At 70.5% G+C, this 23,621-nt stretch carries 18 protein-coding genes and 2 tRNA genes; 10 read left to right on the top strand and 10 right to left on the bottom strand.

All coding sequences use genetic code 11. The features are described from left to right. Positions 1–1,231: 1,231 nt before the first annotated feature. Both J2S44_RS24360 and J2S44_RS24355 read right to left on the bottom strand, forming a co-directional pair. Positions 1,232–2,437: an MFS transporter gene (locus tag J2S44_RS24360; protein WP_310418296.1), complete on the bottom strand. Its 1,206-nt coding sequence runs from the start codon at positions 2,435–2,437 to the stop codon at positions 1,232–1,234. 68 nt (positions 2,438–2,505) lie between these two features. After that, complete coding sequence (locus J2S44_RS24355) at positions 2,506–5,796, bottom strand: efflux RND transporter permease subunit (protein ID WP_310418293.1); 3,291 nt, start codon at positions 5,794–5,796, stop codon at positions 2,506–2,508. Between the two features lie 108 nt (positions 5,797–5,904). Here J2S44_RS24355 and J2S44_RS24350 point away from each other — a divergent pair, with 108 nt between their 5' ends. Beyond that, positions 5,905–6,420: a MarR family winged helix-turn-helix transcriptional regulator gene (locus J2S44_RS24350; RefSeq protein ID WP_310418290.1), complete on the top strand. Its 516-nt coding sequence runs from the start codon at positions 5,905–5,907 to the stop codon at positions 6,418–6,420. Between the two features lie 37 nt (positions 6,421–6,457). After that, the gene (locus J2S44_RS24345; RefSeq protein WP_310418287.1) at positions 6,458–8,344 is read left to right on the top strand and encodes an MFS transporter; all 1,887 of its coding nucleotides are present in this window, start codon (positions 6,458–6,460) and stop codon (positions 8,342–8,344) included. Positions 8,345–8,391: 47 nt separating this feature from the next. Here the strand turns inward: J2S44_RS24345 and thrC are convergent, their stop codons facing one another. After that, complete coding sequence (thrC, locus tag J2S44_RS24340) at positions 8,392–9,441, bottom strand: threonine synthase (protein ID WP_310418284.1); 1,050 nt, start codon at positions 9,439–9,441, stop codon at positions 8,392–8,394. A gap of 264 nt (positions 9,442–9,705) precedes the next feature. Between thrC and J2S44_RS24335 the strand changes: the two genes are divergently transcribed. Together J2S44_RS24335 and J2S44_RS24330 are read left to right on the top strand one after the other, a co-directional pair. Continuing rightward, positions 9,706–10,239, top strand: coding sequence for a hypothetical protein (locus J2S44_RS24335; protein WP_310418281.1), 534 nt, complete (start codon positions 9,706–9,708; stop codon positions 10,237–10,239). A 161-nt stretch (positions 10,240–10,400) separates the two neighbouring features. Then, complete coding sequence (locus J2S44_RS24330; RefSeq protein ID WP_310418278.1) at positions 10,401–10,949, top strand: hypothetical protein; 549 nt, start codon at positions 10,401–10,403, stop codon at positions 10,947–10,949. A 262-nt stretch (positions 10,950–11,211) separates the two neighbouring features. Here the strand turns inward: J2S44_RS24330 and J2S44_RS24325 are convergent, their stop codons facing one another. From J2S44_RS24325 to argS, 3 genes are read right to left on the bottom strand one after another with little or no spacing between them, the layout of a single operon-like run. Then, complete coding sequence (locus tag J2S44_RS24325) at positions 11,212–12,519, bottom strand: homoserine dehydrogenase (RefSeq protein ID WP_310418275.1); 1,308 nt, start codon at positions 12,517–12,519, stop codon at positions 11,212–11,214. After that, complete coding sequence (gene lysA, locus J2S44_RS24320; RefSeq protein WP_310418272.1) at positions 12,516–13,868, bottom strand: diaminopimelate decarboxylase; 1,353 nt, start codon at positions 13,866–13,868, stop codon at positions 12,516–12,518. The genes J2S44_RS24325 and lysA overlap by 4 nt, the downstream gene beginning before the upstream one ends. 3 nt (positions 13,869–13,871) lie before the next feature. Beyond that, positions 13,872–15,554 carry an arginine--tRNA ligase gene (argS, locus tag J2S44_RS24315; protein WP_310418270.1) on the bottom strand — a complete coding sequence of 561 codons (1,683 nt, stop codon included), beginning with the start codon at positions 15,552–15,554 and terminating at the stop codon, positions 13,872–13,874. Between the two features lie 106 nt (positions 15,555–15,660). Between argS and J2S44_RS24310 the strand changes: the two genes are divergently transcribed. The 3 genes from J2S44_RS24310 (at position 15,661) to J2S44_RS24300 (ending at position 17,304) form a co-directional block, all read left to right on the top strand. Further along, a complete protein-coding gene (locus J2S44_RS24310) occupies positions 15,661–16,440 on the top strand; it encodes a thioredoxin-like domain-containing protein (RefSeq protein WP_310418267.1) in 780 nt (259 codons plus the stop codon). Between the two features lie 8 nt (positions 16,441–16,448). Continuing rightward, the gene (locus tag J2S44_RS24305; RefSeq protein WP_310418263.1) at positions 16,449–17,108 is read left to right on the top strand and encodes a DUF305 domain-containing protein; all 660 of its coding nucleotides are present in this window, start codon (positions 16,449–16,451) and stop codon (positions 17,106–17,108) included. Between the two features lie 124 nt (positions 17,109–17,232). Next, a tRNA-Arg gene (locus J2S44_RS24300) sits at positions 17,233–17,304 on the top strand. A gap of 360 nt (positions 17,305–17,664) precedes the next feature. On the opposite strand, the gene J2S44_RS24295 is transcribed toward J2S44_RS24300, so the two are convergent. Further along, positions 17,665–17,919: a GIY-YIG nuclease family protein gene (locus J2S44_RS24295; RefSeq protein WP_310418260.1), complete on the bottom strand. Its 255-nt coding sequence runs from the start codon at positions 17,917–17,919 to the stop codon at positions 17,665–17,667. Positions 17,920–18,074: 155 nt separating this feature from the next. After that, positions 18,075–20,186 carry a hypothetical protein gene (locus J2S44_RS24290; protein WP_310418257.1) on the bottom strand — a complete coding sequence of 704 codons (2,112 nt, stop codon included), beginning with the start codon at positions 20,184–20,186 and terminating at the stop codon, positions 18,075–18,077. 382 nt (positions 20,187–20,568) lie between these two features. Between J2S44_RS24290 and J2S44_RS24285 the strand changes: the two genes are divergently transcribed. After that, positions 20,569–20,653: transfer RNA gene (locus tag J2S44_RS24285), tRNA-Arg, on the top strand. Between the two features lie 513 nt (positions 20,654–21,166). Here the strand turns inward: J2S44_RS24285 and J2S44_RS24280 are convergent. Beyond that, positions 21,167–21,523, bottom strand: a complete 357-nt coding sequence (locus J2S44_RS24280) for a hypothetical protein (protein WP_310418254.1) — start codon at positions 21,521–21,523, stop codon at positions 21,167–21,169. Between the two features lie 58 nt (positions 21,524–21,581). Between J2S44_RS24280 and J2S44_RS24275 the strand changes: the two genes are divergently transcribed. Continuing rightward, on the top strand, positions 21,582–22,181 hold the full coding sequence (locus J2S44_RS24275; protein ID WP_310418251.1) for a sulfite oxidase-like oxidoreductase: 600 nt from the start codon (positions 21,582–21,584) through the stop codon (positions 22,179–22,181). Continuing rightward, complete coding sequence (locus J2S44_RS24270; protein WP_310418248.1) at positions 22,151–22,882, top strand: ferredoxin reductase; 732 nt, start codon at positions 22,151–22,153, stop codon at positions 22,880–22,882. Before J2S44_RS24275 ends, J2S44_RS24270 begins: the two co-directional genes overlap by 31 nt. 60 nt (positions 22,883–22,942) lie before the next feature. On the opposite strand, the gene J2S44_RS24265 is transcribed toward J2S44_RS24270, so the two are convergent. Beyond that, a complete protein-coding gene (locus J2S44_RS24265; RefSeq protein WP_310418244.1) occupies positions 22,943–23,533 on the bottom strand; it encodes a dTDP-4-dehydrorhamnose 3,5-epimerase family protein in 591 nt (196 codons plus the stop codon). Positions 23,534–23,621 lie beyond the last annotated feature (88 nt).

The following is a 23,621-nucleotide window of genomic DNA, read 5'->3' as shown; positions in this document are numbered from 1 at the left end:
GCCACAGCACAGAGGACCTCACGCGGCCACATCCGCGCGACGCCGCAAGCGCATCCGCGTGACCACGTATTGGCTGCACCGCAGAGACCCCGGCGCGACCATGCACCCTTCATGCCGCCGACAGCCTCGCGGGACCGCACGCCCGCCACGCCACAGGCGCCCGTGCGCGACCACACGGCGGCCACGCCGCCGACGCCCCATGCGCGGCGGCACGCCCGCCGCGTCGGGGACGCCCTCGGCTGGCCGTGCGGCCGCGACGCGGCACGCGGGTTCGGGTGACGATGCGACTGCGGTGCCGCAGATGTCGCGCGACGGCGTGCCGGCCGTGCCGCGGGCAGCTTCGTGTGATCACTCGGCTGTCCGGCGGCGGGGGTCCGCGCGCGACCGCATGCCTGCGGGACACGAGAGACTCCGTGGTGGTGGCCGATCCGCGGCGCCGCAGTCCGATCCTGGTCGACCACGTGGGCCCGCGGGCACCGCGATCCGGCTCGGCCGCCAGGCGTATGCCACCACTGCCACAGGTAGGTTCCGCCAAGCGTGCGCGGCTGCTGCGGTGGTCATGTCACGCCCGATATGTGCCGCTACCACCGCAGTGAGGCTCCGCCAACCGCGTGCCGCTACCGGCCGGGCAAGTCCCCCGTCAGCCCCGTGCCCCAACCGCCGCAGGCCGGGCCGGACACGATGCCCCAACCACCGCGGGCACGACTCGCCGGGCGTGTACTCAACCGGCCGGGGCGGGACCGAACGCGTGCACCAACCGCCGCGGGGCAGGGCGCGCCGGGAAAGTGGTGGTGCCGTCGAGTGCGATTCGGTGGACGGCGAGATGGCCGGCATCACGCATTCGAAGGCGGGTATGCCTGCGGGGCCGGTGGGCTCGGCTGTCTGCCGAGAAGCGCGAGCTGCCGCCGGAAGGTTTCCGAAAAGATGCAGGCGAGGAGTGCGGCGCCAGCAGTGAGGAATAGTGCTGCCCTGCTCAGAGAGAAGTCGGCGGCGACTTTCGCGTGAAATCAGGGGCACTGCGCATCGTGAATTGCCCGGCGGGCTGCGGCCGGTGAGTCACGGTTACCGAAGTCGGGTTGTGGCGCGATGGCACGTCCGCCCAGAATGCGGCGTCGGGGGAAAGTCACGTCGGCGGCCGCGGGGGTGCGAATTCCGCAATTGGCCGCGGTCGGATCGGCCGGGAGACGGGGCATGGGGTGGGGAGCGGGCGGGAGGCGCGCGGGTGAAGGGGTCAGGGGGTGGTGCGGTTGCGGGTGGCGATGGCCCAGCCGCAGGCGTAGAGGAGGGTGACGGCGCCGCTGGCGACCATGATGTGGCGGGGGTCGACGTGGTCGATGACGGCGGCGACGGCCAGTTGGCTGATCGAGATGGCGATGGTGGTGAGCATCAGGTCGGTGGCGAAGACGCGGCCGCGCAGCGTGTCCGGGACGGCGCTCTGGAGGGCGAAGTTGGAGAGCATCCAGTTGGTGCCGCCGGCGAAGTGTGCGACGAAGACCAGGGCGACCAGCAGTGGGAACCATGGGGCGAACGCGGCGGTGGCGTAGGCGAGGCCGTAGACGGCCATCGAGATGGCGAGGCCGGGCAGCAGCCAGGTCTGGTGGTCGAGGAGGCGGCGGGTGGCCAGCGGGCCGGCCAGGACGGCGGCGCCGCGGGCGGCGAAGAGGATGCCGACGCCGGCCGGGCCCACGCCGTAGGCGGCGACGACCAGGGGGAACGCGGCGATGACGCCGTTGCCGAGGCCGACGGCGGACTTGACCGTGATCAGGGCGCGGAGGCGGGGGCTGGCGCCGATGTGGCGCAGCGCCTCGCGGATCGCGGCGAACGGGTGCGGTGGTGGGCCGTCCGGTGCGGCGGCCTGGAGGGGGCGGCGGATGCGGGAGGTGAGGAACGCGGCGATCAGCAGGCCGGCGCCGGCCATCGCGAAGCACGCGTACGGGCCGGCGAAGCCGCTGACCACGCCGCCGACCGAGGCGCCGACCACGACCATGATGCCCCAGGCGCCGCCGGCCAGCGCGTTCGCGTCGGGCAGGTCCTCGGGGTCGACCACGTTGGGCAGCGCGGCCTGGGCGGCGGGCGTGTAGAAGGCCTTGGCCACCGCGACCGCGGCCATCGCCAGCAGCGCGAGCCATGCGGTGCCGGCGTCCTGGACCGTGAAGAGCAGCAGCGAGGCGACGAGCGCGGCCAGGTTCGCGACGATCATCACGGTGCGGCGGTTGACCCGGTCGACGACCGTGCCGGAGTACGGCAGGAGCAGCGCGTTGAGGCCGGTGTCGACGGTCATCACGAGCGCGCCGAGCACGCCGCTGCCGGTGAGGTCGGTCAGCAGCACCAGCAGCGGGACCATGATGAACCAGTCCGCGCCGAAGACGACGAGTTCACTGAGGTAGAGCCGCCGGAAGTCCGGGTTCCGGGCCAGCAGCGACAGGGGTGAACTCACAGAGGGACCTTACCCAAATGATCAAGGCGCCTTCCGGACGGATCCGGAAGGCGCCTCGAACCGATCGGCTACTCCTGCGGCGGCAGCGGTGACTTGTTGCTGCGTGGCAGGCGGAGCACCTCGAACTGGTCGGTGCCGTCCCGCAGCGCGCCCGAGGGTGCGGCGGGCGGCTCCGGCGTCGTCTCCGGCACCGAGTCGACCCGCTCCACCGGGGCGGCGGCCGGAGCCGGGGCCGCGACCGGGGCGGGGGCCGGGACGCCGCCCCGTACCTGGTCCGCCTTGCGCGCCCGGCGCTCGGCGCGACGCTCACGCCGGCCCTCGACCAGCGTGTAGAGCGCCGGCACCAGCAGCAGCGTGAGCAGCGTGGAGCTGATCAGGCCGCCGATGACCACGACCGCGAGCGGCTGTGAGATGAAGCCGCCCTCGCCGGTCAGGCCGAGCGCCATCGGGGTGAGCGCGAAGATGGTGGCGATCGCGGTCATCAGGATGGGCCGCAGCCGGTGCCGGCCGCCCTCGATCACCGCCTCCTGCACGCCGTACCCCTGCTTGCGGTACTGGTTGATCAGGTCCATCAGCACGATGGCGTTGGTGACCACGATGCCGACCAGCATCAGCACACCGATCAGCGCGGGTACGCCGAGCGCGGTGTCCGTGGCCAGCAGCAGCAGGATCGCGCCGGTCGCCGCGAACGGGATGGAGACCAGCAGGATCAGCGGCTGGACGATCGAGCCGAACGTCGCCACCATGATGATGAAGACGATCGCGATCGCGGCCAGGACCGCGAGGCCCAGCTGCGAGAACGCCTCGGCCTGGTCGGCGCTGACGCCACCGATCTCCCAGCTCGCGCCGGCCGGCGGGGTCAGCTCGTCCAGCTCGGTGGTCAGCGTGGTGGTGGCCGCGCCGATGTTGGAGCCGCTGACCGTACCGGTGACGGTGACGCTGCGGTCGCCGTTGATCCGGGTGATCTCGACCGGGCCCTGCACCTCGTTGACGTCCGCCACGTCGTCCAGCGGCACGATGCCGCCCGGCGTCTGCAGCGGGTACGCCCGGAGCGCGGCCAGGTCCGCCGGGGCGGTGCCGCCGAGGTCCAGCACGACGTTGCGCTCGCCGGCACCGGTCAGCGTGACCTGCCCGATCGGTGCGTCGCGGAACGCGCCGGAGACCAGCTGGCCGATCTGCGCCTCGGAGAGACCGCGCGCGGTGGCCGCGGCCCGGTCGACCGTGATGTCGATGCGCGGCACGCTCTCGGCCAGGTCGCTGGTCACGTCCGTGACGTCCGGCGTGGCCGCCATCGCGTCCTGGACCTGCTTCGCGGCCGCGGCCAGCGACTCCGCGTCCGCGGCCTTGACCACGACCGCGAGCTCGTTGCCGCTGAATCCGCTGCTGGAGTCCGCGCCGACGGTGATCTCGCCGGCCGACGGGCCGAGGTCCTCGAACTCGCCGCGCAGCCGCTCGGTGAACGCCTCGGTGTCGACGTCCTCCTCGAGCGTGACGGAGTAGCTGGCGCTGTTCGCGCCGCTGCCGCCGCCGGTGAACAGCGCGGACTGGCCGCCGCCGCCCACGGTCGCCTGGTACGACTTCACCTCATCGGCGTCGGACAGCACCGCCTCGACCCGCTTGGCCTGCGCGTTCGTCGTCTCCAGGCTGGTGCCGATCGGCATCGTCTGGGAGATGCTCAGCGTGTCCTGGCCGGACTGGTCGATGAAGTTCGTCTTCAGCTGGGTGGCGAGACCACCGGTGATCGCCAGCACCACGACGCCGATGCCGATCGTGGTCCAGCGCCAGCTGGTGGCGAACCGGATGACCGGCAGGTAGGAGCGCTGGAGCGGGCTGCGCAGCTCCTTCTCCTCCGCGGCCTTGCGGGCGACCTCGGTCTCCTCCGCGGTGCCCTTCGGCGGGCGGAGGAACCAGTAGGCCAGCACCGGGACGATGGTCAGCGACACGATGAGCGAGGCGATCAGCGCGACCGTGACCGTGATGGCGAACGGTGCGAAGAGCTGGCCGACGAAGCCACCGACCAGCGCGATCGGCGCGAACACCGCGACCGTGGTGAGCGTGGACGCCAGCACCGCGCCGGCGACCTCCTGCACGCCGGTGGTGATCGCGCGCAGCTTCTCCTCGCCGTACCCGAGATGGCGTTTGATGTTCTCCAGCACCACGATGGAGTCGTCGACCACCCGGCCGACCGCGATGGTGAGCGCGCCGAGCGTGAGCAGGTTGAGCGAGTAGTCCTGGATCCACAGCGCGATCAGCGCGACCAGCACGGAGAGCGGGATGGAGACCGCGGTGACGATCGTGGACCGGACGGAGAGCAGGAAGACCAGGATGACGATCACGGCCATCACCAGGCCGAGCAGGCCCTCGGTGGCGAGGCTCTCGATCGACTTCTCGACGAACGGCGCCTGGTCGAAGACGACCGTGAGCGTGGCGCCGCTGGCCGCGGCCAGCTCCGGGAGCCGGTCGCGGATCTCCTCGGAGATGCGCACCGCGTTGCCGTCCGGCGTGGCGGTGACGGAGATGCCAAGGCTGTCCACGCCGTCCGTGCGCGTGTAGGACGTCGGCGCCGCCTGCACCTCGGCCACGGTGGCGACGTCGCCGAGCCGGACCGCGCGCCCGCCCGTACCGCTGAGGTAGATGTTCTGCAGGTCCTCGAGGGTGGTGATCGGCGTGCCCACCTGGACGGTCAGCGTGCGCTCGCCCTCGGTCAGCGTGCCGGCCGGGACGGAGACGCCGTTCGCCTGGAGCGCGGTGGCGATGCCGGCCGGGTTGACGCCGGCCGCGCCGAACTTGGCCAGGTCGGGCGTGATGGTGATGCTCGACGTGCGCGCGCCGGTGACCTCCGCGGTCCGCACGCCTTCGATGCCCTGGAGCTCGGGCAGCACGCTCTCGTTGAGCGTGGCCGCGAGCGCCGCCTCGTCCGCGCCGCCGGACGCGGCCAGCACGATGGCCGGCAGGTCGGCGGTGCTGCCGGCGAAGACGGTGGGGTCGACGTCCTCCGGCAGCTGGGCGCGGATCCGGCCCAGGTTGCTCTCGATCTTGGAGACGGTCTGGGTCAGGTCGGTGCCGAACTCGAACAGGACCTGGACCGTCGCCACGCCCTCGCTGGTGGTCGACGTGACCTCGTCGAGGCCCTCGATCCCCTGGACGCTGTTCTCGATCGGCTCGGTGACCCGCTGCTCGACGATCTCCGGCGACGCCCCGGGGTAGGAGGCGAAGATGAACGCAGCCGGGAACTCCAGCGAGGGCAGGAGCTGCTGCTTGAGGGACGGGATGGCGAAGGCCCCGAAGCCGGTCACGATGATCGCGATCAGGGCGACGAGACCCCGGTTCGCGAGACTCAGTCTTGCGAGCAAGGACATGAGCAGACTCTTCTCCTGCTGGGGTAAGTTAGCTCGACACGAATAGTTTGCCTTACGCGAACAAGTTGCCCACAATCGGGGACATCCCGTAGTTCACAAGGACCTGCGGTGCAGAAGGACCCAGACGGCGAGACGGCAGGAGACGCGGTGGCCGACGAGGACAAGGACCGGCTGATCGCGCAGATCATGGAAACCCAGCGCCGCCTGCAGTACCTGTTCGCGCACGATCGGTCCAACCCGCTCTTCGACGCGCATCTGACCATGCCGCAGCTCAAGATCCTACTCATGCTGGCCGCGGGCGGCGGGGCATCCGGGCAGGAACTGCAGCGCTTCATGGGCGTCAGCCTGGCCACCGTCACCGGGATCGTGGACCGGCTCGTCGCCCACGATCTGGTGGAAAGACATGAGGACCCGAACGACCGGCGGGTACGGCGGGTGATGCTCACGCCGCACGGCCGGCAGACCGTGGAACGCATCATCATGGCCGGCGCCGAACGCCAGGCCCGCGTGCTGTGCCGGATGTCCGCCGCGGACCTGGGCGTCGTCCTGCGGGCCACGGAGTTGCTGGTCGGCGCGGCGGAGGCGGACGCGGCCGCGGAGCGCGCCGGCGAAAACCTCCGGTAACGAAAAATTATCTGTTTTGTCCACATAGCCTGTAGGCATGGCCCGCCGCACGCTCACGCTCTGCGCGCTACTCGGCGCGCCGCTGCTGGCCGGCACGAACCAGACCTGGCACGGTCCGGCGCTGCGCGACCTCGCCACCGAGATCGGCGGCCCGACCCGGGCGGCCTGGATCATCTCCGCCTCGCTGCTCGCCGCGATCACCGCGGCGCCGCTGGCCGGGCGGCTCGGCGACCGATACGGGCCGAAGAGGCTGCTCCAGGCCGGACTGCTGACCACGGCCGCGGGTGCGGCGCTGGGCGGGCAGGCCGAGTCGATCCGCACCCTGATCTGGGCGCAGGTGATCTACGGCGTCGGCGCCGGCACCGCGCTCGTCCTCACCCACGTGCTCACCACCCGGATGGCCGGGGCCGAACAGCGGGCGCCGTTCCAGAACGCGTTCGGGGCCACCTACGCGGTCGCCGGCGTGCTCGGGCCGGTCCCCGGCGGGCTGCTGGCCGACGCGCTCTCCTGGCGCTGGCTGTTCCACGTGACGGCCGGCACCGCGTTCGTGCTGCTGGTCGTCGTCACGCTGACCGTGTCCGGCGCGCACCAGCGCGAACGCGTACCGCTGGATCTGGCCGGGATCACGCTGATGGCGCTGATCGGCGCGGGCGTGCTGATCGCGGTGTTCTGGGCCGGCGCACCCGGCCGCGGCCTGCCCTGGTCGCTCGGTGCGGCCGGCGTGACCGCGCTGCTGATCGCCGCGTTCGTGCGGGTGGAGCGCCGGGCCGCGGTGCCGGTGCTGCCGCCGGAGCTGTTCACCGGCACGGTGTTCCCGACCGCGTCCGCGATCGGCCTGCTCGGCGGCGCCGCGCTGTTCGTGACCGTGGCGAGCCTGCCGCCGTACCTGCAGCTGGCCCGCGGCGGCAGCCCGGCCGGGTCCGGGCTGGCACTGCTGCCGCTCTCCACCGGCATGCTCCTGTCCGTGGTGGCCGGGCAGGTGGCCGTGGTCCGGACCGGCCGGTACCGGATGCTGACGCTGGCCGGCAGCATGCTGGTCGCGGTCGGACTGCTGATCCTCGGGCGGATGGAGACGACCACGCCGCTCCCGGTGATCCTGCTGGCCACGCTGCTGATCGGGCTCGGCCTCGGGCTGGTCTTCCCGCTCGTGCAGCTCGCCGTGCAGAACGGCACGGACGCGCGGCACCTGGGCGTGGCCACGTTCGCCAGCCTCTACTTCCGCTGGTTCGGCGGCGCGGTCGGCCCGGTGCTGTTCGCCGCGATCGTCGCCGGTTCGCTACCGCCGCGGCTGTCCGACGCGAACGTGATGAGCACCCCGCAGACACCCGAGGGAGTGGCCCTCTACCTGCGCGTCTACACGGACGGCGTGCACACCGGGTTCCACACGCTGGCGGTGCTGCTGGGCGTGGCCGTGGTGCTGTCCTGGCTGCTGGCCGAGGTGCCGCTGCGGGTGACCACGCCGGTGCTGGCACCGGAGATGTTCGGCATGGCGCCGGCCACCCGCCCGGTCGACGAGCTGGAACGGGTGCTGGCCGCGCTGGCGCTGCGCGAGGACGCGGAACGCCTCTACGGCGAGCTGGCCACGCGCGCCCGGACCGGCGTCGGGCCCGGGGCGACCTGGCTGCTCGGCCGGATCGGCCGGAAGGGGACGCTGCGCCTCGACGGGTTGCCCGCCCACCGGCTGCTGCCGCCGGACCGGGTGACCGGCTGGCTGGCCGAGCTGCGGCAGGCCGGGCTGGTCACCGGCGAGCACGACCTGACGCTCACCGCGGACGGCGACGCGGTCTGGCAGCGCCTGGCCGAGGCCCGCACCGAGACGCTGGCGCGCCTGCTGGACGGCTGGCACCCGGACATGAGCCCGGAGGTGGTCGCGCGCCTGCGCCACCTGGCCCGCGACATGCTCGCCGGCCCCTCCCCGCGCTGAACGTCGCGGTCCCCGTGCCGTTCCGGAACGGCACGGGGAACCCCGGATCACGCCAGGTCGAGCGAGCGGGCCGCGGCGAGCACGTCGTTCGGGATGGTGGTCGGGGACGGGGCGGTGGAGATCGCCCACTCGGGGTCCTTCAGGCCGTGGCCGGTGACGGTGCAAACCACGGTCGAGCCGGCCGGGACCTTGCCCGCCTCCGCCTGCTGGAGCAGGCCGGCCACGCTGGCCGCGCTGCCCAGTTCCACGAACACGCCGACGGTACGGGCGAGCAGCCGGTACGCCGTGAGGATCTCCCGGTCCGTGACGGCCGCGATCAGGCCGCCGGACGTGTCCCGCGCGTCGACCGCCTTGGTCCAGCTCGCCGGGTTGCCGATCCGGATCGCGGTGGCGATCGTGGACGGCTCACGCACGGCCTCACCGTTCACGATCGGCGCGGCACCGGAGGCCTGGAAACCGAACATCCGCGGCGTCCGGGTGGCGTTGCCCGCGGCCCGGTCCTCCTGGTAGCCCATCCAGTACGCGCTGATGTTGCCGGCGTTGCCGACCGGCAGGCAGTGGATGTCCGGCGCGTCGCCGAGCGCCTCGACGATCTCGAACGCCGCGGTCTTCTGCCCCTGCAGCCGGTCCGGGTTCACGGAGTTGACCAGCGCGACCGGGTAGTCCAGCGACAGCTTCGACGCGAGCGCCAGGCAGTCGTCGAAGTTGCCGGAGACCTGCAGCAGCTTGGCGCCGTGCACCAGCGCCTGCCCCAGCTTGCCCAGGGCGATCTTGCCCTGCGGCACCAGCACCGCGCAGGTGATGCCGGCCCGCGCCGCGTACGCCGCCGCGGACGCGCTGGTGTTCCCGGTGGACGCGCAGATGATCGCCTTGGCGCCGTCCTCGACCGCGCGGGACACCGCCATGGTCATGCCGCGGTCCTTGAACGACCCGGTCGGGTTCGCGCCCTCGACCTTGAGGTAGACGTCGGCGCCGGTACGCGTGGAGAGCTCCGGCGCCGGCACCAGGGGCGTGTTCCCCTCGTGCAGGGTGATCACCGGTGTCGCCTCGGTAACCGGCAGCCGGTCCCGATACGCCTCGATCAAGCCACGCCACATGATGCTCTCCTCAGTCGGCATTCAGCCCTGGCGCCCTAGCCTGCCCTACCCGCGTGCACCGGGTCGAGGACACACCGGGCCGTACCCACCTGGCGGGACATGACGTGCCGGTGCGGGTGATTCGTGCCCGGCCGTCCGCGCCGTGCCGATCGGTGGCACTTTTCCGGGATATGCCGTGCGCCGCCGGTCCGGCATATTTTTTCGCAGCGCCGGGGGGCGCGCCACAGACTTTCGACCGAGCACCGTCAGACCGAGGAGCGGGACATGAGCGGCGACTTCACCGACACCAGCGGCACCGACCTGGACATCACCACCGAGGCCGACGCGTACGAGACCGCACCGCTGCACGACACGTTCCTCCAGCCGGCCGAGGGCGCGTACGAGATGGTGGAGATCGACCAGTACGGGGTGACCACCACGCACGTGGACACCGACTCCGACGGCGTCGCCGACTACTCCAACATCGACGCGGACGGCGACGGCAGCTCGGAGATGATCTACATGGACTCCGACGGTGACGGGCGGCAGGAGACCGTCGGCATCGACACCAACGGCAACGGCTGGCTCGACCGGGCCGAGTCCGACGTGGACGGCGACGGGGTGCCGGACGGCGTGGTCACCGACACCGACGAGGACGGCCTGGTCGACGTGCTGGAGATCGACGAGGACGGCGACGGCGTCCCGGACTACACGTTCACGGACACCGACTACGACGGCACGCTGGAGTCGTTCACCGCCGCGGTCCCCGTCGACCCGGCCGACGGCACCGCCGTGGCCGGCCCGTACGCGGCGGCCTGAACAATCTCGGCGGCACGCTGAACCACGCGGCGGCCGGCTCCCGTACGTGCGGTGGGTGATCAGTGATGGCGCCCGCATGGTCTTACCGGTGAGCATTCACCTCTGGCACATTCCTTCCGCGCCGGCCGGCGCGGCACACATCGGCATCGAAGGGCAAGGACATGAGCGAGGACTTCAGCGGCATCGACACCACCACCACGGACGAGGCTCCGGTGGAGTTCGAGTCCGTCTCGCTGAACGACGAGCTGGCGGCGCCGGCCGAGTACGAGAACGTGCTCACCGACACGGACACGGCCGGTAACACGTACACCTACATCGACACCGACGGTGACGGCGCGGCCGACTACTCCAGCCTGGACGAGAACGGCGACGGGGTCGCGGAGGCGGTCTGGGCGGACACCGACGGCGACGGCCTCAACGACACCGCGGCGACCGACACCGATGGCGACGGCCTGCTGGACTACGCGGAGGCCGACATCGACGGCGACGGCGTGACCGACGGCCTGGCCACGGACACGAACGCGGACGGCCTCGTCGACGTGCTGGAGATCGACGAGGACGGTGACGGCGTCGCCGACTACACGATCACCGACGCGGACCTGAACGGCACGCTGGAGTCGGTCACCTCGGACGGCACCACGGTCAACCTGGAGGACGGCTCCACCACCGGCGTCCCGTCCACCACGACGGACCCGTTCGCGGCCGCCTGACCCTCCCGATCGCACACCGGGGCGGCGGATCTTCGGATCCGCCGCCCCGGCGGCGTTCGTGGCGTCGGCCGCGCCGGCTGGTTCAGTGCCGTCGGCCGCGCCGGCGGCATTCGGGGTGTCTCGGCCGCGCCGGTGAGGTTCGGGGCGTGAGCCGCGCCGCGCACGTGACCGGCGGCGGGAACCGCGAGGGTGACCACCCACCCGGCCGGTGCCCGCGGGAGCAATCGGAACGTGCCCCCGCCGGAAGCGGGCAGACAGGCCCCTAGTTGTCGCCCTCGACGCGCAACACGCTGGCGATGCTGCGGACGATGTCCAGGTTGCGGAGTTCGTCGACGGTGGCGGCCAGCGCGGCGTCGCGGGCGGTGTGCGTGACGATCACCAGGCTGGCCTCGTCGCCGTGACCGGCCTGGCGGACCGTGGCGATCGAGACGTCGTGCTTGGCGAAGACGCCCGCGACCTGGGAGAGCACGCCCGCGCGGTCGGCCACGTCGAGGCTGACGTGGTAGCGCGTGATCGCGTCGCCCATCGGCCGGATCGCGAGCTTGGCGTAGGCGGACTCGCTCGGCGCCCAGGTGCCGGCCAGCCGGTTGCGGGAGACCGCGACCACGTCGCCGAGCACCGCGCTCGCGGTCGGCGTGCCGCCCGCGCCGGCACCGTAGAACATCAGCTGGCCGGCGGCCTCGGCCTCGACGAAGACCGCGTTGTAGGCGCCGCCGACGCCGGCCAGCGGGTGGCTGCGCGGAATCATCGCCGGGTGCACCCGGACGCTGACCGATTCGGTGCCCTGCGCGTCGACGTTGCGGGCCGCGATGCAGAGCAGCTTGATCGTGCTGCCCATCTCCCGCGCGCTCGCCACGTCCGCCGCGGTGACCTCCGTGATGCCCTCGCGGTAGACGTCCGCCGCGGTGACCCGGGTGTGGAACGCGAGCGAGGCCAGGATCGCGGCCTTCGCGCCGGCGTCGAAGCCCTCGACGTCCGCGGTCGGGTCGGCCTCCGCGTAGCCGAGCGCGGTCGCCTCCTCCAGCGCCTCGCCGAAGCCGGCGCCGGTCGAGTCCATCGAGCTCAGGATGAAGTTCGTGGTGCCGTTGACGATGCCGGTGACCTTGGTGATCCGGTCGCCGTGCAGCGACTCGCGCAGCGGGCGGAGCAGCGGGATCGCGCCGGCGACCGCGGCCTCGTAGTAGAGGTCGGCGCCGCCCTCGGCCGCGGCGTCGTGCAGCGCGCCACCGTCCTCGGCCAGCAGCGCCTTGTTGGCCGTGACCACGCTCTTGCCCGCGCGCAGCGCCTCGACCAGCCACGTCCGCGCGGGCTCGATGCCGCCGACGACCTCGATCACCACGTCGACGTCGTCGCGCTTGATCAGGCCGAGCGCGTCCGTCGTGAAGATCGACGGGTCGACGGGCAGGTCGCCGCGGTCACGGCCGATCCGCCGCACGGCGATGCCGACGATCTCGAGCGGCGCGCCGATCCTGGCCGTGAGGTCCTCGGCCTGGTCGTGCAGCAACCGGACGACCTCGGCGCCGACCGTGCCACAGCCGAGCAGGGCCACGCGAACAGCTGGTTTCGTCATCCCACATCCAATGCGAGCAGATCCGCTTCCGTCTCCCGCCGCACGATGACGCGCGCCGCACCACCCCGGACGGCGATCACCGGCGGGCGCGGCACATGGTTGTAGTTACTGGCCATGCTGCGGCAATACGCGCCCGTGCCCGGAACCGCAATAAGATCTCCGGGCTGCACGTCGGCGGGCAGGAATTCATCCTTCACCACGATGTCCCCGGACTCACAGTGCTTTCCCACCACCCGGGCCAGAATCGGCTGTGAGTCACTTCTCCGGGACGCCACCGTGGCGCTGTACGAGGCGTCGTAGAGCGCGGTGCGGATGTTGTCGCTCATCCCGCCGTCGACGCTCACGTACGTACGCATCTCGAGGTCCTTGACCGTGCCGACCTCGTAGAGCGTGAACATCGCCGGGCCGACGATCGCGCGGCCGGGCTCGATCGAGACGTGCGGCTTGACCAGCTGCTGCGCCTCGCACTCGTCCTCGACGATCTTGCGCATGCGGTCGGCCAGGTCCTTCGGGGCGGACGGGTCGTCCTGGGTGGTGTAGGCGATGCCGAAACCGCCGCCCAGGTCCAGCTCCGGGAGGTCCACGCCGCGGGCCGTCCGGATCTCGCCGACGAGTTCCAGCACGCGCCGCGCGGCCAGCTCGAACCCGCTGGTGTCGAAGATCTGGCTGCCGATGTGCGAGTGGAAACCGCGCAGCTCCAGCGTTCCCTCGTCCAGGACCTTCAGGGCCGCACGGTACGCGGTGCCGCCCGCGATGGAGAACCCGAACTTCTGGTCCTCGTGAGCGGTCGCGATGAACTCGTGCGTGTGCGCCTCCACGCCGGGGGTGACGCGGATGAGGACCTTCTGGCTCGTTTCCCTGGCCCTGACGATCTCGGTGAGCCGGTCGATCTCGTGGATCGAGTCCACGATGATCCGGCCGACGCCCGCGTCGACGGCCCTCTCCAGCTCGGCGACCGACTTGTTGTTGCCGTGGAAACCGATCCTCGCGGGGTCCATGCCGGCCGCGAGCGCGGTGGCCAGCTCGCCGCCGGAGCAGACGTCCAGGTGGAGGCCCTCCTCCGCGATGATCCGGACGACCGCCTTGCAGAGGAACGCCTTGCCGGCGTAGTAGACGTCGGCGTCGTGGAACGCGTCCCGGAACTCGCGGCAGCGGGCCCGCATGTCGTCCTCGTCCAGCACGAACGCGGGCGTGCCGAACTCCTCCTTGAGCTCCGCGACCGTCTTACCGGCGATCTCGACCACGCCGTCGGTGCCGCGCACGACGTGCCGCGGCCAGAGCTGCGGGAGCAGCGCGTTGACGTCGTCCGGCGTGCGCAGCCACTCGGGGCTGGTGATGTGCGCGCGCATGCCCTACATCCTCTCCGGAGCGGAGACGCCGAGCAGGGACAATCCGTTCGCGATCACCGTTCGGGTGGCGTCGTTCAGCCAGAGGCGGGCCCGGTGCAGCTCGGTGAACTCCTCGTCACCGTGCGGCAGCACGCGCTGACGTACCCCGTCGATCTTGGTGTCGTAGAACCGGTGGTACGCGGCGGTCACCTCCTCCAGGTAACGCGCGATGCGGTGCGGCTCACGGAGCTCGGCGGCGGAGGCGATGATCGCCGGGTACTCCGCGAGCGTCTTGAGCAGCTCCAGCTCCTTGTCCAGGCCGAGCAGCTCCGGCCGGAAGTCCGCGCTGTCGCCGCGCGAGTGGCCCGCCTCGGCCGCGTTCCGCCCGATGCTGGCGGTACGGGAGTGCGCGTACTGCACGTAGTAGACGGGGTTCTCGTTCCGGGCGCTGGTCCACAGGTCCACGTCGATGTCGATCGGCGAGTCGGAGGAGTAGCGGGCCAGCGCGTACCGCGCGGCGTCCACCCCGATCGCGTCGACCAGGTCCTCCAGCGTGACGACCGTGCCGGCCCGCTTGGACATCCGCACCGGGGCGCCGTCGCGGACCAGGTTGACCAGCTGGCCGATCAGGATCTCCAGGTTGACCCTCGGGTCGTCGCCGAAGCAGGCGGACATCGCCTTCATCCGGCCGATGTAACCGTGGTGGTCGGCGCCCAGCATGATCACGACCCGGTCGAAGCCGCGCTCGCGCTTGTCCAGGTAGTAGGCGCAGTCGGCGGCGAAGTAGGTCCAGTCGCCGTCCGACTTGCGCAGCACCCGGTCCTTGTCGTCACCGAAGTCGGTGGTGCGCAGCCAGACCGCGCCGTCCCGCTCGAACGTGTGGCCCTGCGCGGTCAGCCGGTCCAACGCGTGCTGCAGCGCCCCCCGGTCGTGCAGGTCCTTCTCGTTGAAGTACGTGTCGAAGTGCACGCCGAAGTCGGTCAGGCTCTTCTTGATCTCGGCGAACATCAGATCGACGCCGTACCGCCGGAACTCCTCGCGGGCCTCGGCCTCGTTCAGCTTCAGGATGTCCTGGTGCTCCTCGATCACGGTCTGCGCGATCTCGGAGATGTAGGCGCCGCCGTAGCCGTCCTCCGGCGCGGGCTCGCCCTTCGCGGCCGCGAGCAGCGAGTTCGCGAAGCGATCGATCTGCGAACCGGCGTCGTTGAAGTAGTACTCCGTGCCGACCTCGGCGCCGGCCGCGCGCAGCAGCCGGGCCAGCGCGTCGCCGACCGCGGCCCACCGCACACCGCCGATGTGCACCGGGCCGGTCGGGTTCGCCGAGACGAACTCCAGGTTGATCTTCTGCTTCGCCAGCTTGTCGCTCGTCCCGTAGCTCTCGCCCTGGGCGACGATCAGCCGCGCCAGCTCGCCGGCGGCGGCCGCGTCCAGGCGGATGTTCAGGAAGCCGGGGCCGGCGATCTCCACCGCTTTGATGCCCGGCTGCGCCTGGAGCTGGTCGACGAGCGCCTGGGCCAGCTCGCGCGGCGGCACGCCGGCCTTCTTGGCCACCTGCATCGCGATCGTCGATGCGTAGTCGCCGTGCTCGGGATTGCGCGGACGCTCCACCGAAATCGACGCGGGTAGCAGGGACGGGTCCAGGCCCTTGGCCGCGAACACGGCCCGGGCTGCGGCGAGGACGACCTCGGAGAGCGCTGCGGGAGTCACCGAGCCATGCTATCGGGGGTAGACTCGGGAACTTGGTGGCGGCCCGGTTACTCCTATATCTGGGGCGAGCACCCTCCCCCGAGACCGATCGACCTGACGAGGCATGATGAGCATCAGCACGCAGGGTGGCCCCGAGCGCCGGCCCTCCGTCGTTAAGCCGGCTGCCGGCGCCAAGCCGAACTCCCCCGGGGACGGCAAGCCTTCCCGCCCCGGTAGCGGCAAGGGCAAGGGCCCGCGCAAACCGGTCACCCCGGTCAAAGTCGCCCAGCAGCGCAGTTGGGGCCCGATCCTGCTCTTCGTGGCGGTCGGTGTCCTCGCGGTCGGCATCATCGGGTACGGCGCGTTCGCCGTGATCAAGGGCAGCGAGTCGTGGGAGGACCGCGCCGCGGGCATCGACGGCATCACCAACTACCGCGAGACCGACCCGGGCATGCTGACCGCCAACCACAAGAGCGGCCCGCAGACCTACAAGACCACGCCGCCGGTCGGTGGCGACCACAACACCGCCTGGCAGAACTGCATGGGCGACGTCTACGACGCGCCGATCGCGAACGAGCACGCGGTGCACAGCATGGAGCACGGCGCGGTCTGGGTCACGTACAAGACCGGCCTGCCGCAGGACCAGATCGACAAGCTCGCCGAGAAGGTGCGCGGCAACGAGTTCATGCTGATGAGCCCGGTCGACGGCCTCTCCAACAACATCTCGTTGCAGGCCTGGGGCTACCAGCTCAAGCTCGACAGCGCCGACGACGACCGGATCGACTCGTTCATCCGCGCGCTGCGCATCAACGCCACCCAGGAGCCGAACGCCGGCTGCTCCTCCGGCGTCACCGCCACCGGCACCACGCCGCGTGACATCGGCAACGGCATGCAGCAGGGCAGCTGACCCCGGTCATGAGCGCCGCCACCACCTCCTCCGCGCCGTCCACGGACGGCTCGGAGGAGGTCGCCCCCCGACGCCACCTCGGCACCCTCTGGATCGCGCTGGCGATCGTGGTCGGCCTCGCCCTGGGCTACACCGCCGGCCTCCTCACCCCGGCCGTCACCGCACCCGGCGACGACTCGGTCGAGGCCGGCTTCGTCCGTGACATGTCCACCCACCACGCCCAAGCCGTGGAAATGGCCATGATCATGCACACCAAGGCCCAGGACGAGCAGGTCGCGTCCCTGGCCGCCGACATCGCCATCACCCAGCAGGGCCAGATCGGCACGATGAGCGCCTGGCTCCGCGACTGGAACCTCAACCCCACCGGCAGCCAGCCGCGGATGGCCTGGATGCCCAACTCCCAGGGCAGCCTCACCAACGGCCTGATGCCCGGCATGGCCACCCCCGAACAGCTCACCCAGCTGCGCGAGGCCACCGGCGTCGAGGCCGAGAAGCTCTTCCTCGACCTGATGCTCACCCACCACCTCGGCGGCATCCACATGGCCGAGGAGGTCGTCGACCTGAGCGACGACAAGGACATCGACTGGCTGGCCGGCACGATGGTCGCCAGCCAGCAGCGCGAGATCCAGGCCATCCAGACCATCAAGAGCGAGCTCCCGGCCAACTGAGCTCTCCCTGCTCCCCAGAGCGGTCCGGCCTCCCAGCCGGGCCGCTCTTCCCGTCTCCGGCCGCCACCCCGGATACCGATTCGCGGTGCGCCCAAGGGGTTTGCTAGTCTCTAGGAGTCCTTGAGCCCCCGTAGCTCAGGGGATAGAGCGTCGCCCTCCGGAGGCGAAAGCGCAGGTTCGAATCCTGCCGGGGGCACATAGTCTGAGCTGCAAGAACAAGCCCCGCCACCTGGAAATCCAGGAGACGGGGCTTGGTCGTGTGTCCGGTTGCGTACGGTCCTGAGCAGCCCCCTACGGCCAGCCTTGCCAAATGCCCAACAGTGGAGCCTGCCACCTCAAAGCCCTTCCGGGGTTTGCCTCCACACCTCAAGTAACGAGCAGAGCTGAAAGCCATTGATGTGGCCGAGCCAACACCGAGGCACATTCGGCAGTCGCGCGAAATCATCGATACTGCGGCCGCAGAAACACGGCTGCGCGTGCGGGAAGCAGTTGAAGCCTTCCCGCACGCGTAGATTCTCTCCGCGCAGCCTCGTCGGGACCTACCGAATGAGGCGCCTCAGGTAGAAACGTTGATCTCGAACCGGATGGGCCACCGGCGGCCTGTCGCAGGACGTAAAACCATTCGACCTGTGCCTTCCAGCGTGTCGAGCTGCGCATCGGTCGCGGCTGATCCGAGATGAAGAGTCATCACGTTTGCCCACCGCTTGGACTTGCCGGACTCCCGAAAGTGCTGCGCGAGCCGACTGCCGAGTGGCTGTCGCGTCTGCCCCACGTACAGCCAGCCAGACCCTTCGGGGATGGCGTAGATCATCGGCCCCACCAGTCGCGACAATGATCGAAATCGATCAAAGTCACGGTGAATCGGATGAACCCTCCACGGGTCGGCCTGAGCGTGCAGGTCAGGTCCGCATGCGGCGATCATCAGGGACCAGGCCGGCGCCAACGGGTGTTCCGGACGTAGACGCATCAGACGACATCCTCGTCCTCGATGTCCTCGTCCTCGACGAGGTTCTCCTCCGGCTTGAGGTTGAACACGCCGTTGAAGATCGCCTGCGCCGCGGTGTTGGCCACCATCCAGGTCGTGAGATCGCCGAAAACCGGGTGGAGGGTGATGTCGCCGGCGGCCATCTGCTGGAGGGTCTTGATGTCCTCGTTCGCGCCGGCGAGCGCCGTAATGACACCGGCCCGCAGGCGGGCAACCTTCGCCGAGTTTGTCTCGATGACCGGGCCGCTCCGCGCGGCCTTCTTCCTCTCGGTCTCACGCACCGCACGGCTGGGGTCGGAGGTGAAGACGATGTCCCAGGCCCGCGCGGGCTTCGGCGCACCGTTGTCGTCCTCCGGCGGCGCCGACGGGTTGTTCCGGTCGACGAGCGGGACGACGTAGCTGCCCGGCGGCGGCGGCGTCCTGAGCGCCTCGTTGTCGGTGTACGAGTTGACCGCCCGGCGACTCGCGTCGAAGACGTTCGCGGCGCGAGCGAGCTGCCACAGCCCGGCCTCACTCTGACCGAGCGCGGCGACGACATCGTTGACGTTCGACCGGAACGGCACCTCACCGACCAGGAACGCGCTGCCGGTGTTCGACATCAGGAGCTTGTCGGCGACAAGAGCGATACCGCCCGCCACCTGGAGCGTCGCCCGAGCGTCGGAATCCCCGGCCCAGGCCTTCGGAACCAAGGTGGTGAAGTCCTGCGTCGGAACCGGCTCCCAAGCGGTGTCGAACAGGTTGTGCGGAATCGGGCCCCCGTTGTTCCAGGCGCGGGTGGCCTGTGCCTGAAGGGGGGCCTTCGCGGCGCGCCAGGGCACATCGATCAGGGTCATCAGGTACCTGGCGTATTGGCCGCGGCTGATCCGTGACATGCCGAGCGCGTTGCGGTAGTGGCGCTTCAGCCCGGCATACGCAGTCGGGGCGCAGAAATGGGAAACCAGGTAGACGGCGCGCCAGAGTGCGGTAGCCGGCGCGGCGGCGTGAAAGATGTTCGGCACCTCCGATACGGGCAGCAACCCGACGGCCATCGCCGCGACGTCCTTGTCGATGGAGCCGTCGTGCACGGCCCGTGGCAGCGCCCTTTGAAGCGCAGTTGCCTGAGAGGCGCTGCTGTCCCACGGCTTGAACTCGCCGTGCACGCTCGCGACCAGGGCGTGGACCGCATCGTCGAACTGTTCGTCGTCGGAAACCCCAGGGTCGGCGATCGCGCCCACACTGACGACGTGCTGGACCGGGATGAACGCGGCCTGTGAGATGCGGATGGCTTCGTCGTTCGGTGTAGTGGGATCAACGATCCCCTTCGCGAAGCGGGCGCGGAGGCCGTCCAAGACAGCCTCACGGCCGCGGGCGCGTCGTGCCGTCTCTGTGTCGCCGGCTCCGCGGCCCGGCTTGAACGCGAGCAGCGCCTCGACCATTTTGTCGGCTAGTTGGTCGTTCGTCAGTGCCGGGTACATCGCCCGCCAGGAGGAGACGAATCGGGTGATGCCGTCCCGGAGCATCTCCACCATGAACGAGTCGGAACCGTCATCGAACTCGATCTGCACGGGATGCGCCAGTACCGGCCGCGACACCCGCTTGGTGAGGATGCTGGCCGAATAGTCATCTCCGAGCAGGAGCGTCTGCCGGATCGTCTGGACGACCTGTTCGACGAGGTGCTGGTGGTCGCGAAAGCGGATAAGTAGTACCGCCTGCGGCCGGCCGTCCGGCCCGACGATCCCTGTGACGCGCGGCGCCTCGACCGAGGTAGGAGCTGCTCCGGCCCTGGGCTGAAGCAGGGGGATCAGCTCAGTCACAGGCGCATGCCCCTGCACGAGCATGAGTGTCGACGGACCGACGATCTCGTCGGTCAGTGTGTTGTTCTCGATGACCCGGGCGATGGCAGCTGGATCGGTGAGAGCGCGAGCAACGGCGTGGAGGCCATCCTCGGTGAGTGCAAGGTTCGCCTTGAGACCAGCCTTCACGAGAGCAACTCGCTCACGAGAGCTCGGCGCGACCGGCAGCACCGACCGGAAATTGGCGACGGGTACGAGCTCACCGTCGATGGTCACCTGCGGCCGATTGGCCGGCTGACCGGGATTGACGAAAGACGTCATGGTCCACCTCGGACCATACTTGGCCTGCTCCAGCCTCGTGCCGGAGGGCCGCAGCGAGCGCGCGGCCAAGGCCGATGTGCGCCGCCCCACGGGATGATCGAACGTCCGCGGGACGCGTCGTCATGGTCGGATCCGCGTCACGTATCAGCCGTTCGGGTGAGGGGTATGGACCCCTGTCCCCGGAACGCGTCCACGGCGGACAAGTTCCGTCCGCCACCGGGACTGAACTCCCGGTGTTTCGCATTCCCGCCGATGAGGGCGCGACTCGATAAAGCTAACACGACCGTTCAAGCCCGGCGACCACATGGCCGTGAGGGCTCTGGGAGCGTCCTACCGGATGTGTACCGAAATTTCGGCTCAATGGTTGACACCGACACCTTTCGCCCCTGCTCAGCGCCAGCATGGAACGGTTACCCCCGCGTCGCCCTCCGGGGGCGAGAGCGCAGGTTCGAATCCTGCCGGGGGCACAGGAGCTGAGGAGCTCCCTGTCCGCCGAATGCGCGGAACCGAGAGCTTGTCCTGCCTGCTCCGGGGAGCGATCCCCGGAGACCCCACGGTGTGGCGCGGGCTACGTTGCCGGCCTTCGGATGTGGTTGTCGCGGGTGCGTCGGAGCGGGCCGGTTACCGAGTGGTCGTCGCGGTGGCCGACCCGATCGTTGTCGGCGTAGATGGCGCCGACGACGAACACACACAGATCTGCAGGCGTAGATGTGTCGGTCTTTCATGCGTACGGCTACACGACTGCTCCGCACTGTCGATGGCCGCCGGCCGGAACCGCCGAATCGGGAGACCGTCGCGGTCCCGGTCGTGCCGGCCATCGGCGATGCGGTAGAAGCCGTCGTGGTGGGGACCGGAGGCGGGTGAGTGTCGTGAGGTCGCCGCGCGAGCCGCGCACCACCCGGACGGGGCATACCTCCGCATGGTTCCGGGCGGGCCTGCCGTGCCGAGGACGGACCGGCGGCTGACTGGTGATCCCGGGGTTATTCCTCGTGTTCGAGGATTTCCTGGGAGGCGAGTTGGGCGAGTTCCTCGACGGCGCTGAGGGGGATCAGCAGGGCGATGTCCCAGGCCTCGTCGTCGGCGCCGACCAGGATGCTGGCGTGGCCTTCGGTGGTGGACCAGTAGACGGGGGCGCCGGCGGCGGTGCCGATGGCGAGGGAGCGGTGGCTGAGGCGGTCGGCGGTGCGGATGTCGATGAGGCGGGTGAGGTCTTCGAGGGTGGCGCGGATGTTGAGCTGCCAGTCGCGGGTGGCGAGCTTGACGAGGGCGGGGCGGTGGCCGGTGGCGTCGGTGGAGAGCGCGGCTTCCATGCTGACGTCGACGGTCCGGTCGTTCATGATGAAAACCATAGCGACGGGCGGCGGCGGGGCACATCAGGCGCGGCATACTGGGCCGATGGCGACCCTCTCGCCCGGTTTTCGCGGACGATCCCGCGAAGCGGAGCCGAAGCTTCCGCCCGGGCAGTATCTGACTCATGACTTTCCGGTTCTCTCCGCCGGCCCGACGCCGAAGGTGCCGACCGAGCGGTACGAGTTCACGATCGGCACCGAGACCGGGGAGAAGCATTCCTGGTCCTGGGACGAGCTGCTGAAGCTGCCGGCGGAGACGCCGACGGTGGACATCCACTGTGTGACGAAGTGGTCGAAGCTGGGCACGTCCTGGAAGGGTGTCTCGCTGGACACGCTCTTCGAGGACGTGGAGAGCGCGGCCGACTACGCGATGGCCCACTCGTACGGTGGCTACACCACGAACCTGCCGCTGGAGGACCTGCTGGACGGGCAGGCGTGGCTGGTCTACGAGTTCGACGGCGAGCCGCTGCACCCGGAGCACGGCGGGCCGGTGCGGCTGCTGGTGCCGCACCTCTACTTCTGGAAGTCGGCGAAGTGGGTGCGTGGCATCTCGCTGCTGCTGGACGACGAGCCGGGCTTCTGGGAGGCCGCCGGCTATCACGATTACGGGGACCCGTGGCGCGAGCAGCGGTATCAGGGCGACTGAGCTGGCGGACGGCCACGCTGGTCGAGGCGCGGGCGGAGAACGCGTCCGCGCGCACGCTGGTCTTCGACGTGCCGGGCTGGCCGGGGCATCTGGCCGGCCAGCACGTGGACGTGCGGCTGACCGCGGACGACGGCTACACCGCGCAGCGCAGCTATTCGATGTCGGCGCCGGCCGACGGCGCGCGCGTGGAGATCACCGTGCAGACCGTGGCGGACGGTGAGGTCTCGCCGTACCTGGTGGACGTGCTGGCCGTCGGCGACGCGGTGGAGCTGCGCGGGCCGATCGGCGGCTGGTTCGTCTGGCGGCCGGAGCAGCTGGACCCGGTGCTGCTGGTGGCCGGTGGGTCGGGTGTGGTGCCGCTGATGGCGATGATCCGGGCGCGGCGGAAGCACCACAACCGCTCGGTGTTCCGGCTGATCTACTCGGTGCGGACGCCGGACGACGTGTACTACGCGGACGAGTTGCGCCGGCGGGCGCGGGACGACCACGGGCTGGAGGTCACGTTCGTCTACACCCGGTTCGGCGAGGACGCGCACCGGATCTCGGTCGCGGACGTGAACACGCACGGCTGGCCGCCGGAGCTGGAACCGGCCTGTTTCGTGTGCGGGCCGACCGGGTTCGTGGAGACGGTGGCGGACATCCTGGTCGCGCTCGGCCACGATCCGCGCCGGGTCCGGACCGAGCGGTTCGGTCCGAGCTGACCCGGCCCGCACCCGAACGGTGCGGGCCTGGCTGACCCGGCCCGCACCCGAGCGGCCGGGTCAGCCCGGCCCGGCGAAGGGCTGGGCCGCGGAGAACGTGGGGAGCAGGCCGCGGGACCGGGCCTGGGCGAACGACGGAGCATTCGTGTCCTTCCCGGATAAAACGGGCGTGGAGGCCGGCCAGTCGATCGCCAGATCCGGGTCCATCGGGTGGATGCCGTGCTCCGCGGACGGGTTGTAGGCGGTGGACACCAGGTAGGTCATGGTCGCGTCGTCGGTCAGCGCGCAGAACCCGTGGCCCAGGCCCTCGCTCAGGTAGACGGCGCGGCGGTCGGTGTCGTCCAGCACCACGCCCTCCCACGCGCCGAACGTCGGCGAGCCGACCCGCAGGTCGACGACCACGTCGAGCACGGACCCGCGCGCGCAGGTGACGTACTTGGCCTGGCCCGGCGGCACGTCCGCGTAGTGGATGCCGCGCACCACACCGGCCGCGGAGACGGAGATGTTGCCCTGCGTCATGGCCACCGGGCGGCCCAGCACCTCGGCGAGCTTGTCGAACCGGAGCCACTCGGTGAAGCTGCCGCGCGCGTCGCCGTGCACCACCGGCGTGACCTCGTAGGCGCCTTCGATGCTGAGGGGGCGGATCTTCATCGGCTCACCTACCTGTCCAGTCGCAAGATTCTTTCACTGTACCGAGCCGGGGTGCGGCACATAATGGCTGGTCGGAGGAGGTGCGTAG

This window comes from Catenuloplanes niger (assembly GCF_031458255.1).
In the GTDB taxonomy this organism is placed as follows: Bacteria; Actinomycetota; Actinomycetes; order Mycobacteriales; family Micromonosporaceae; genus Catenuloplanes; species Catenuloplanes niger.
The sequence above is the reverse complement of the archived record's forward strand: the minus strand, read 5'-3'. Positions and strand labels throughout refer to the sequence as shown.